Source organism: Legionella sp. ST3F1 (genome assembly GCF_048553315.1).
GTDB lineage: Bacteria > Pseudomonadota > Gammaproteobacteria > Legionellales > Legionellaceae > Tatlockia > Tatlockia donaldsonii.
Map to the genome: position 1 here is coordinate 96,407 of NZ_JBLZIO010000005.1, position 12,697 is coordinate 109,103.

The following is a 12,697-nucleotide window of genomic DNA, read 5'->3' on the forward strand; positions in this document are numbered from 1 at the left end:
AAGATGGGCGAGCCTATGAGAAGGTGAGCTACCATTTTTTGGTGTTTTCATGCTTGCTCTACCTGGTTGTCTTCGGTAGAGTGCAGTCATCATTTTGGCGATAGGTCTTTCTTATGCAACCGCGATTCGTTCATTTACGCGTCCATACAGAGTTTTCGATGGTTGATGGTTTAGTACGCATTAAACCATTGATGAAAACCCTTGTTGAAAAAGGGATGAATGCAGTTGCTGTTACCGATTTTTGTAATCTCTTTGCTGCTGTTAAAGTATTTAAAGCAGCGATTGATCGGGGAGTCAAGCCTATTATTGGTGGCGATTTGCCTTGTCATGATCCGGAAAATCCTGAGCAACTGTCGTCTCTCGTTCTCTTGTGTCAAAATGAAACTGGTTACCGCAATCTAACGCGTTTGGTGTCGAAAGCGTATCAAGAAGGGCAATACCAGGGACAACCACGCATTCACCACGATTGGATAGCCGCGTATTCCGAAGGGTTGATTGCGTTATCAGGTGGCCGTAAGGGCTCCATCGGTAAAGCCTTGTTGGCAGGTGATGAGCCAGGTGCTTATGATCTGGCCAAATCGTTTGCAGCAATCTTTCCCAATCGTTTTTATTTGGAAATACAGCGGACCGATCGCTCCGATGAGTCAGAGTATAATGAGCGTATTGTTGCTTTGGCCGAGGAGCTGCATTTACCTCTGGTTGCTACAAATGATGTGTGTTTTATCGCAAAAGATGATTTTGAGGCGCATGAGGCGCGTGTTTGTATCCACGAAGGATTGAGTCTTGCTGATCCCAGGCGTAATCAACAATATAGTGCAGCACAATATTTACGCTCAGCAGACGAAATGGTTGAGTTGTTTAAAGATCTACCGCAAGCGATAGAAAATACCGTCGAAATCAGTAAACGTTGTACCTTAAAACTTGATTTGGGCAACAATTATTTACCTAATTTTCCCATTCCTGACGGCTCAACGGTTGAAGAGTACTTATCCCAATTATCAAAACAGGGTTTGGAAGAACGCCTTGCCCTGATTTTTCGTAATCAATCACCAGACCTCATTCAGAGCGCCCGTTTGCCCTATGACAGGCGGTTGCAAATCGAGCTTGATGTAATCAATGCGATGGGTTTCCCCGGATATTTCTTGATTGTGGCTGACTTTATCCAGTGGGCAAAACAAAATGGCGTACCTGTGGGGCCAGGCAGAGGCTCGGGAGCTGGTTCCTTAGTAGCGTATGCGCTAAAAATTACCGATCTCGATCCCTTGCAGTATGAACTACTCTTTGAACGTTTTCTGAATCCAGAGCGTGTATCGATGCCGGATTTCGATATTGATTTTTGCATGGAAGGGCGCGATAGGGTTATTGATTATGTTGCTGAGAAATATGGTCGGCAAAGTGTGTCGCAAATCATTACCTTCGGTACAATGGCTGCCAAGGCAGTTGTGCGTGATGTAGGCCGTGTATTGGGGCATCCCTATGGTTTTGTCGATAAACTTGCCAAATTAATTCCCTTTGAAATTGGGATGACGTTAAGCAAGGCTCTCGAGGATGAAGAGGAGTTACGGCGCCGTTATCAGGATGAGGAAGAGGTCAAAGAGTTGTTTGATTTGGCCCTAAAACTGGAGGGTATTACTCGTAACGCCGGTAAACATGCGGGCGGTGTGGTAATCGCACCGTCGAAGCTAACCGACTTTACCGCTATTTATTGTGAACAAAACTCCACTCAGATAGTCAGTCAATTTGACAAAGATGATGTCGAAGCAGCCGGGCTGGTAAAATTCGACTTTTTGGGTTTACGAACCCTGACCATTATTGATTGGGCACTTGCCATCGTTAATAAGCAGAAGCGAGAGCAAGGGGAATCGGCTATTGATATCAGTATGATTCCAACCGATGATGAGAAGACCTTTGATCTTTTGAAAGCCTGTCAAACCACGGCCGTATTCCAGCTGGAATCCCGCGGTATGAAAGAATTAATCCATCGCCTGCAGCCGGACTGTTTTGAAGATATTATTGCGTTGGTCGCACTTTTTCGCCCTGGGCCTTTGCAGTCAGGGATGGTGGATGATTTTATTGATCGAAAACATGGCAGAGCAAAAGTCGAGTACCCCCATCCTGATCTGGAACCTATTTTAAAGCCTACGTATGGTGTCATTCTTTATCAGGAACAGGTGATGCAAATTGCCCAGGTATTAGCCAATTATACCTTGGGTGCTGCAGATTTACTCCGTCGTGCTATGGGCAAGAAAAAACCAGAAGAAATGGCACAACAACGAACCATTTTTACTGAAGGAGCTACAGCGCGTGGTGTTAGCGAGCAAACCGCTACCTATATTTTTGACTTAATGGAAAAATTTGCCGGTTATGGTTTTAACAAATCACATTCAGCCGCCTATGCCTTGGTTGCTTACCAAACTGCCTGGCTGAAAGCACATTATCCCGCAGCCTTTATGGCGGCGGTTATGTCATCTGATATGGATAATACCGATAAGGTAGTGACCTTTATTGATGAGTGTGGACAAATGAAGCTCAATGTTTTACCTCCTGGTATTAATACATCAAGCTATCAATTTACTGTCGCTGATAATCAGACCATTCTGTATGGACTAGGTGCTATCAAAGGGGTCGGGGAAGCTGCAATTAATTGTATTGTTGACGAACGAAAAGCGGCTGGCTCTTATCCAGGATTATTTAGTTTTTGCCAACGGTTGGATTTACGCAAAGTCAACCGCCGTGTTCTGGAAGCCCTGATTAAAGCGGGGGCCATGGATGAGTGGAATGTTGATCGTGCGGTTCTCTATGCATCCCTTGAAAAAGCGTTAAAGGTAGCAGATAAGACCCACCAAAACCAAAACAGCGGTCAGACTGATTTATTCGCTTTATTAGAAGATGTAAGTAATCAGGAAGATTATGTTGCCTGTAAACCCTGGCCTGAGATGCAACGCTTAAATGGCGAAAAAGAAACACTGGGCCTTTATTTATCGGGACATCCAGCACAGCAATATTGCCAGGAATTTAAAGGATTTATCAGTTTGATCGCACGACTCAATCCGGCAGCAAGCAAAAAGGCTATGCTATGTGGATTGGTCACTGCAATCAGACGAGTGATGACTAAGCGAGGTAAAAAGCTAACAATTATTGGTTTGGAGGATTCTACTGCCAAATTGGACGTTGTTGTTTTTTCCGAAGTGTATGAAGCCTTACAAACGGATGTCCAAACTGGACAGATGATCGTTGTTGAGGGTGAAATCGCTACTGATGATTATAGTGGTGGCGTCAAAATGACAGCGAATCAATTATATACGATAGAGGAAGCCCGTACGCGTTTTGCTAAATGCCTCCAATTATCCATGACCGCTGCCGACGGAGATAGACTTCCAGCCTTGCAATCCATTTTAAAGGCTAACCAGGGAGGTTGTGTGGTACAAATTCGTTATTCCAACACCAATGCCAACGCTACCTTGACTATGGGTACGAAGTGGTGCGTTAAACCGAGTGATGAACTAGTCCTTCTACTAGCTGATTTATTGGGCCCCGATAAAGTGCAAGTAACCTATTAGCAGGCATCGGTTGAATGCGTCGCCCAACAGGATGGTTATAGGGGGCGTACCTGGGCTTAATCCAATTTTTCTTCTTTAAGTAAATGAAGGAATTCGGTGACTGTTTCCTGGTTCGCTTTTTGGTAGACGCCGCGCCGGCTGATAAATCCTCCGGTTAATTCTTTGAGTTTGAGGGTCATCTCCGCCGTTTTGACACAAACCGCTATGCCATTGATTACAATTGCACCATCAATAGTAAAGTTTTTTTGCCGAGCGAGTAACAACATCGGCAAACCACCTGCCAACAGAACTACTTCTACGCCTTTTGCAATCATCGGTCTAATTTGTTCGGTAAACGCATGAAGCAGTTTTTGATAAACAGACGAATTGGTAAAAGCTTGTTCAAAATCTTGCACTTTTGCCTCGACAGCGCTAACAGCAGTAATTCGTTGTTGCAATCCATAATAGTTAATTTGGTTTTCATGCCAGGGAATGAAAACAGGATTGATGGTGACGAGGCCTATTTTATGTCCCAAGCTGCAAGCATGCAGCATAGTGGACTCACCTAAGCCAATCACAGGAATATCTACGCAGGCTTTTATCTCGTTAATGCCGGGTTCTTGAAAATGACCAATAACAAAAGCATCATAACCCTGTTTTTCGGCTTGCACAGCATTACGAATAGTTTGCATGGCACAGCGAAACTCGGTAAGTGGATGCAGGTTTTTATCTGCAGGGGTTAAGCCATGCACTTCAAACTGAAATTCTTTGTCCGCATACTGATTCAATTGATCTTGTAGATGCTTTAAATAATTTGCTTGCTCAGTGGGGGCAACAAAGCTTTGATACCAAATCCGTTTACGAGTAGTCAAGATAAGATCCTCCATGAACTGATAGTGTAAGCAAACAGGTTAAGCCTTTACTGGAGAGCATACGTCTCGATTCCACCAACCGCCACCCAGTGCCTGAAATAAAGCAGCAGTATCTATAAAACGATTCGCCTGATTTTGTGCAAGCGTAATCAGAGCCTGTTGGTAATTTTGTTGGGCATTTAATACAAATAGATGATCAACTGCTCCAGCTTCCCATTGTTGCTGGGCGATGGCAAGGCTCTTTCGAGCCGCTTGGGTTGCATTGGCTGCTGTCTTTAGACTGATTGCATCAAATTGAATTGCCTTGAGGGTATCGGCAACGTCCTGAAAAGAGGCAAGCACGACACTGCGGTATTGCTCGACAGCTTGTTGATAAGCGGCAATTGCTGCACGTTTTTTATGTAACAGAGCGCCCGCATCAAAGACGGGCTGGGCCAAATTGAGGCCGATATCCCAAAATTTGGTTAATGAGCTAAATAAGGTTCCCAATTCAATCGCAGAGCTACCAGCATCAGCGGTTATCAAAATATTAGGCAGTTGATTGGCAATGGCAACACCAATTTGTGCACTGGCTGCGTGTATTTGCGCTTCAGCGGCGCGGATATCAGGGCGTTGTTGAATCAGACGTGCCGGTATTCCAAGGGGAAGTTTTTCTGGGAGAGTCAGTGAGCTTAGCTCAAATTTCTGCGCAAATTCTTCACTGGGAAAATGACCACAGAGAACAGAAAGTAAATGACGTTGCTGGGCAAGTTGTTTTTGCAATGGGGGTAAAACGGTTTGTGCCTGTGCAAGTGCCGCTTGTTGTGCCGCAACTGCAACGGCACCAATTTGGCCAACGCTTTGTTGCTTTAGCATCATGTCCAGTTGTTTTTGTGCTATAGCAATACTTCGTTGGGTTGCTTTGATTTGTTCCCTGATAGACGCTTCTTGGATAACTGCCATCACCACGTTGGAAGTCAGAGTCAGGTAAATAGCTTCCTGCTGAAAAAGAGCCGTCTCAGCCTGCGCTTGCAAGGATTCAACTTGCCGCATATTGGCACCAAAGACGTCAGGAACATAAGACACTGTAAGTTGAGGGGTTGTTAAACTGTAAACATAGGCATTTGATGCAACGATACTGGACAAGGTGTGTGCAGTTAGATGACGAGTCGGATTCAAATTGGCAGAAACGTAGGGCAATAAAGTAGCACGTTGAGCCATTGCATTTTCTTGGGCTACACGCAAGGCAGCTGCTGCAGCTTTTAGATCGGGATTCGTCTGCAAGGCGGATGCTATCAAATCGTTGAGCGGCTGAGAGTGAAATAGTTTCCACCACTGTGCTGGTATGTCCAAGTTATTGACCAGGTATTGCTTATTTCCTCCTGTAGTTTTTACAGAAATGGTGGAAGCCGGTAATGGTTGAGCGGTGTACTGTTTTATTTTTGGTGGGGGTGGGCGATGAAAATCAGGGCCCATAACACAACTATTTAACATACTGGTTGCTATAAGTGCCGAGAGGAGATGATAGCCTGCATGGCGATACTTTAGTCCCCACGTATTTCTCATGGTTCTTTCCTGTTTGTACGGATTTCTTTTTTAATCTTCCCTGCTATCATGCGCTCTTCAATAAAATAATACAGCGCGGGTAAAAGAAGGAGTGTGAGTGCTGTCGCGGATACCAAGCCACCAACAATCACTGTTGCTAAAGGACGTTGGACATCAGAGCCTAAGCCATGGGTTGTGGCAGCGGGGATCATTCCAATTGCCGCAACGGTGGCGGTCATTAAAACAGGTCGTAATCGCTCCTTGGCACCGTGAATAACTGCTTCTTTCAAGCTGCCCTTATGTTCTTTTTGCCAGCGATTGAGATTGGAAATCATAATGATGGCATTGAGTACAGCGACTCCAAACAGGGCTATGAAGCCGACGGCACTGGATACGTTCAAAGTCATTCCGCGTAGAATGAGGGCAACTAAACCACCAAACATTGCGAGAGGAACTGCGAGAAGGATTAGACCGGGTTGGCGTAAATTACCAAATTGAGAAAATAATAAAACCAACATTAACCCCATCAGCATGGGAATAATGACAGCAAGCCTTGCTTGCGCTCGCTGTTGGTTTTCTAATTGCCCACCCCAAGTAATTTCATAATCAGTATGATCATAGTGAATGTTACGAGCAAGCAGCTTTTTTGCTTCGTTGGTAAAGGATACCAAGTCACGACCCCGCAGGTTTAAACGTACGGTTAGTTGGCGTCGACCCATTTCGCGCGTGATAGTCGTTTGACCTTCTACAAATCTGATTTTAGCGAGCTGTCCTAATGCAACTTGCGCTCCATTCGCTGTGCTCAGTAACATATTGCCAATTGCTTGCGGATTATTGCGGGCGGTTTCATTGAATCTTACTGCGACATCATAACTGCGATCTTCAATATAAATTCGGGTAACTGGACTGCCGCCAATACCGGTTTGAATAAGTGCCATGATATCAGCGATGTCGATTCCTAAACGGGCAATCGCAGCTCTATCAACATCAATGCGAAGCTCTGTCATCGGCGGCTCTTGATCAATAATGACATCTTGGGCGCCAGGGACAGTTTTTAATAGCTGCACAATCGATGTAGCAAGATGTCGGACGCCACGAAAATTATTACCGTATACTTTAACAACCAAGTCACTATGAGCACCCGCTACTTTATCTAATACACCGTCAATCATTGGTTGTGAAAAGGCAACCTGAATTCCGGCTAATTGTGCATACCTGCTTTGGAGATGTTTAATCAACTCTTGTTTGCTCCATCCGGATTTCCAGGTATTGTAAGGATGCAGGGTAATGGCGCATTCGATATGTGAAGGTGTAAAAGGATCGGTACCTTCATCGTTACGTCCGACTTGAGTCACAATATGATCAACTTCTTTGAATTCCATGGTAGCTGCCCGTAATTCGGCAGCCATCTGTGCGGCTTTATCCAGCGAAATACCGGGAGGAAGAGTGACCTGTAACCAGATAGAACCCTCATCAAGATAAGGCAGAAAATCTCTTCCAATAGACATTCCCAGAAGGGTAACCACCAGGAAAGTAGAGAGAAATAACCCCACAACTAGTTTATTCTTACCAATCAAGCGCGCTAATAACGATTCATAGCGCGGCATTATCCATAAGAGAAAGCGATTTTTATAGATGTGAATAGGATTGTGATAAGACCAATAAGCAAGGCCGGGAATTAGTGTTAAGGCGACTAATAATGCACCAATCAAGGCAAAGCCCACTGCAAAGGCCATGGGTGAAAATAATTTATATTCAATTTGCTGGAAGGCAAAGAGAACGGAATAAGCAGTGATGATAACGAGAATACCAAAGAAAATGGGTTGGGTGACTTGCAAGGTTGATTGCAGAATATCGTCTTCAGTTAATATTGCCTTTTCATCTTCTTCACGGCGGCGCAAAATATTTTCCATTACGACGATCCCACCATCAACAATGATCCCGAAGTCGATTGCCCCCAGTGATAACAGGTTGGCAGGAATGTCGAAATTATACATACAGATAAAAGCGATTAATAAAGAGAGTGGGATGGTTAGAGCTACAATCGCAGCTGCTCTTACACTCCCTAGAAAAAACAGTAGAACAAGGGCAACCATTGTCATGCCGTCAAATAAGGTTTTACCAACCGTATGAACAGTCGCATGGACCAGATCGCTGCGATCAATATAGGGAACAATTTTCACTCCCTTGGGCAAGATGTGTTTATTGAGGGCATCGACGGTCTTATGTACACCGTCCATAACTTGTGAAGGGTTTTCCTTTTTAAGCATTTGGGTTATCCCTTCGATAACATCACCTTGCTCATCCTTGCCAACAATGCCGTGGCGCTCCTTACTACCTAGCTTGACTTCACCAATATCTTTAATGAACACTGGAATATTGTTGTATTGAGTGATTTGAATATTCGCAAAATCGTTGAGGTTGTGAATTAAACCTACACCACGGACAACAATACCTTGCTCCCCTCGTTTCATAATACTGCCACCAGCACTGGCATTGTTTGCATTAATCGCCTGGGTAATTTGTCCCAGCGAAAGTTTATATTTGGCCAATTTTATCGGATCAAACTCCAGTAGAAACTGAGTGGTCAGGCCCCCAAAATTAGCCACCTCAACAACACCCGGCACTTGTTTAAGCTTGGGAATGACTTTCCAGAACTGTAATTCGGATAATTCAGCCAAGGTATGTGTCTGTGACTGCAGGGTATAGCGATAGATTTCACCAATAGGAGAGGTTAAGGCATCTAAACCTGGTTGGGCACCATAAGGCAGCGCGACATCGTTAATTCGTTCGAGTAGACGCTGCCGGGACCAATAATTGGGTGCACCATCGCGAAAGATGACCGTAATCAAGGATAAACCGAAGGTGCTGCGCGAACGCATGACACTCATACCGGGCGTACCTATAATCTCTCGTTCCAGTGGAATAGTTATTTGTTGCTCAACTTCTTCTGCTGCAAGTCCATTCACCTGAGTAATCACCTGTGAGGTGGTGGGGGCTATATCAGGGTAGGCCTCCAAAGGGATTTGCTTCCAGCAATAAAAACCATAGAAAGCGACAAAGATAAAAACAAGAACAACAATTCCGCGGCGTTTAAAGCACTGAGTGACTAAATTTTCAATCATTCAATATGATTCCCCCAGTTACTACCACTCGCTCATTAACATGCAAACCCGAAACAATCTCGATGTGTTCGTCAAGTTGGGCACCGGTTTTGACGATTCTTGTCTCAAATTGCCACGGCGCGGTTTCAATAAAAACAATACTGTCGAATCCTCGTTGAATAACTGCTGTCAGCGGTAAGACGATACTTTCATGGGGATTACCGTAGAAGATTGCTTTGGCAAACATATTGGGCTTTAGTCGTCCGTCTTGATTGTCGTGAATCATTTGAATATTGACCGTACGCGTATTGGGGTTCACGACGGCGCCAATGTGATGAACGACGCATTGTATAGGTTGTCGATAAGCATCCAATATTATTTTGACTTTTTGACCAGGATAAATGTTACCGATATCTTTTTCCTGAGCATTCGCGGTAATGTATACCTTCGATAAATCAGCGACGGTCATGATTGGCTGGGTTGTATCATTCCAGTAGCCGCCTATTGCAGCATTTAATTCGATAACATGCCCTGAAAGCGGAGAGCGAACAACCAGGACATGCTTGTCGTCATTGCCAGTATTTTCTACACGTAATTCAATTAATCGGGCTTTGGCCCGTGCAAGTTCACTGACTGCTTGCTCATAATTATTCTGCGCCTCTTCTGTATCATGGCGAGCGGCGATATTGGAGACAGTCAGTTTTTCCTGGCGTTTGAGATTCTGTGTTGCAAATACCCATGCAGCCTTTGCTTTATCGACATCACTCAATGCTTGAGCCAGCTCAGCGGAATCAATGGTAAACAAGATTTCACCTGTTTTGACTGAATCACCAAGGCGTTTATTAAGAGTACTGATTCGTCCTAAAAGGGGGGGGAGCACCTTAACCAATGTGGCTGGATCGGCCTCAACCATCGCTGGAATAGTAAAAGGATCTTCTATGGTTTGTTTGGTAGTCGTTTGAATAGTAATTAATTTTCGTAGTGGTGATTTTTCAGGAATAATCAGGCGGCGTCCCTGGTGCACTAAAGGAATAACGACCTCAGGCGGTTTGGAGAAGTGTTTTGCACAACTCACAATCAGCCAGGGAATAAGTATCATAATAGCGAAACCTGCCAAGATCCAAAAAATGCGTTTGGAGACAAGTAATTTCCAATTCAAAGCAATTATCCTTTTACTTTGATACTGGATTAAGAATCCAGCACGGTTTGATTACAGACAATATTAAAACTTATTCATTTAAAAATGATTTTTATCAATACATTACTCGTTTCTTTGGAGGTGAGCAAACTAATTTCTTAAAGAAATTCTATTTATGAATATAATGTTCATTTACAGAGAGATAATAGCGTGATGAGATTTATTAAAAATGATACGCATCGCTTTTTTTATAGCAAGATCGATTTATGAAAACACAGTATTGATGGATTAGTTTTATCCCCTCTTTTTTTGCTGACGGGCATAGGCTAACATGGGAGATAAGTTACTAAAGGATTGTTATAATGATTGTTTTTTACCGATATCTCGTAATTTGTGTATTAGCGCTATCGATATTGCCTAATACCTATGCAGGGATGAGTAAAGATAATTTTTATCGCAGTTTTTGGCTTCCTACTTATCATGGGGAGCGTTTGAATTATTGCATGCTCGGTGGCAAGATTTGTGGTATCCAGGTAGCCACTCGTTATTGCCGGATAATGGGTTATGCCTATGCGAATCAACAAATTATTGATTATAACGTCGGTTTGACCAATTACATGTCTACTTCTCCAGCGTGTAGGGCACAGTGTAAGGGTTGGCGTTGCAATGGTTTTAAAACGATTCGCTGCGTTGCTAATATGAGCCACAAACCACCAAAATCCTACCACTATCGTTTAAGACGCTTTGTCTACCCCCGTTATAATAATTACCGTGTTGATTGGTGTTATGACGGACGAAAGGGGTGTGGAGAGCGGGCGGCTTATTCATTTTGTCGCCGCTTGGGTTATTTAGCCGCGCGTCGATATGCCAAGCAAGATAAAGTAGCTGCCACGAAGGCTATTGGTAATCAAAAACTATGTTTTGGTAATGCATGTAATGGATTTGCTTACATCAATTGCTATCGATAGGAAAAACAAGGAAAGACACCGTGTTAATTATTTATGACACTAATAAAAAATATAGTCATTTATTTGACAGTGTGTTGGTTATTAACCAATACTCAACATTAGATAACCAGGATACAGGGATACGGTTATGAGCAACAATGAAGCAATTTATATCATTGATGACAACGAAGAACGTTGTCACAAGCTCAGTACGATCTTGAGTTTTGTGGGGGAAACCTGTTTTCATGCCAATTATAGTAATTGGCAATCCCAATCTTACAAGGATGCTCAGGCAATCGTAGCCGGTGTACGATCCTCTTACAACGACACCATTGAATTTTTGGATGAACTGGGTACTAATGCCCCCAAATTACCCGTTATACTGGTTGATTCTCCTATACCCGAGAGTCGTTACTATACTAAAAACGTCTTGGCAAACCTTTGTTTCCCATTTAGTTATGCACAGATGCTGGAGGCTTTGCATAAATGTCAAATTGCTCAGGAAATTGCTTTGGCCCAATCCAGTCATGAAAAGCGAACTTCTTTATTTCGTAGTCTCGTAGGTAATAGTGATTCAATCAGGCAAGTACGCCGGCTGATTGAGCAGGTTGCGAATACTGAGGCAAGCGTATTATTACTAGGGGAGTCGGGTACAGGTAAAGAGGTTGTAGCACGAAATATACATGCTCTATCGTCACGCCACAGCAAACCGTTTATTCCTATTAATTGTGGTGCTATTCCAGCTGAGTTGTTGGAAAGTGAATTGTTTGGCCATGAAAAAGGTGCTTTTACTGGGGCAATTACCTCCAGACAAGGGCGTTTCGAATTGGCAAATGGTGGCACATTATTTCTTGATGAAATTGGTGATATGCCTTTGGCCATGCAGGTTAAGCTGTTACGGGTTTTACAAGAGAGATGCTTTGAGCGCGTAGGCTCTAATAGGAGTGTCGAGGTCAATGTCAGAATTATCGCTGCAACGCACAGAAATCTTGAGCAGGCTATTGAAGAAGGGAAGTTTCGCGAAGATCTTTTTTATCGTTTAAATGTATTTCCTATTGATATGCCTCCGTTACGAGCCAGGCGTGAAGATTTACCCTTGTTAGTGAATGAGTTAATTGCCAGGATTGAAGGGGAAAATAGGCCGAGTGTACGTATTATGCCTGGGGCTTTGGAGGCTTTAAGCCGTTATCAGTGGCCTGGTAATGTGCGTGAACTTGCTAATCTTGTTGAGCGGTTGTCTATTTTATTCCCTAACGGGATCGTTGATATTGATGATTTGCCAAGGCGATTCAAGACGGATAATAATTTTCCTACAACGAATACTGCAGTGAGCGGCAATGAGCGCGAGAGCCTGCTTGAAATGGTTAGTCAGGAGCAAGCTTTTTCGGGAGATGGTATCGATCTTAAAGAGCATTTGGTAAAAACGGAGCTAGCGCTTATTAGTCAGGCTTTGGATGAGTCCGATTGGGTAGTAGCTCATGCTGCAAGCTATTTAAATATGCGTCGTACTACGTTGGTAGAAAAGATGCGTAAGTATGGTTTAACACGCCCGGAGCGCGCCTGACCTTTCTCA

General features: G+C 43.7%; 7 protein-coding genes. 3 read left to right on the forward strand and 4 right to left on the reverse strand.

The window, feature by feature from the left end; all coding sequences use genetic code 11:
* Window positions 1-113 precede the first annotated feature (113 nt).
* Window positions 114-3,560 (forward strand): DNA polymerase III subunit alpha, encoded by a 3,447-nt coding sequence (dnaE, locus tag ACN4Z1_RS05460; protein WP_419388040.1) that lies wholly within the window; start codon window positions 114-116, stop codon window positions 3,558-3,560.
* A gap of 56 nt (window positions 3,561-3,616) precedes the next feature.
* Here the strand turns inward: dnaE and ACN4Z1_RS05465 are convergent, their stop codons facing one another.
* From ACN4Z1_RS05465 to ACN4Z1_RS05480, 4 genes are read right to left on the reverse strand one after another with little or no spacing between them, the layout of a single operon-like run.
* Window positions 3,617-4,411, reverse strand: a complete 795-nt coding sequence (locus ACN4Z1_RS05465; protein WP_419388039.1) for an aspartate/glutamate racemase family protein — start codon at window positions 4,409-4,411, stop codon at window positions 3,617-3,619.
* A gap of 39 nt (window positions 4,412-4,450) precedes the next feature.
* The gene (locus ACN4Z1_RS05470) at window positions 4,451-5,956 is read right to left on the reverse strand and encodes an efflux transporter outer membrane subunit (RefSeq protein WP_228364347.1); all 1,506 of its coding nucleotides are present in this window, start codon (window positions 5,954-5,956) and stop codon (window positions 4,451-4,453) included.
* Window positions 5,953-9,060 (reverse strand): efflux RND transporter permease subunit, encoded by a 3,108-nt coding sequence (locus ACN4Z1_RS05475; RefSeq protein WP_115220920.1) that lies wholly within the window; start codon window positions 9,058-9,060, stop codon window positions 5,953-5,955. The genes ACN4Z1_RS05470 and ACN4Z1_RS05475 overlap by 4 nt, the downstream gene beginning before the upstream one ends.
* The gene (locus ACN4Z1_RS05480) at window positions 9,053-10,198 is read right to left on the reverse strand and encodes an efflux RND transporter periplasmic adaptor subunit (protein WP_228364346.1); all 1,146 of its coding nucleotides are present in this window, start codon (window positions 10,196-10,198) and stop codon (window positions 9,053-9,055) included. Before ACN4Z1_RS05480 ends, ACN4Z1_RS05475 begins: the two co-directional genes overlap by 8 nt.
* Before the next feature lie 341 nt (window positions 10,199-10,539).
* On the opposite strand from ACN4Z1_RS05480, the gene ACN4Z1_RS05485 reads away from it, so the two are divergent.
* Both ACN4Z1_RS05485 and ACN4Z1_RS05490 read left to right on the forward strand, forming a co-directional pair.
* Window positions 10,540-11,145 carry a hypothetical protein gene (locus ACN4Z1_RS05485; protein WP_115220922.1) on the forward strand — a complete coding sequence of 202 codons (606 nt, stop codon included), beginning with the start codon at window positions 10,540-10,542 and terminating at the stop codon, window positions 11,143-11,145.
* 127 nt (window positions 11,146-11,272) lie between these two features.
* A complete protein-coding gene (locus ACN4Z1_RS05490; protein ID WP_115220923.1) occupies window positions 11,273-12,688 on the forward strand; it encodes a sigma-54 dependent transcriptional regulator in 1,416 nt (471 codons plus the stop codon).
* The last annotated feature ends 9 nt before the right edge of the window (window positions 12,689-12,697 follow it).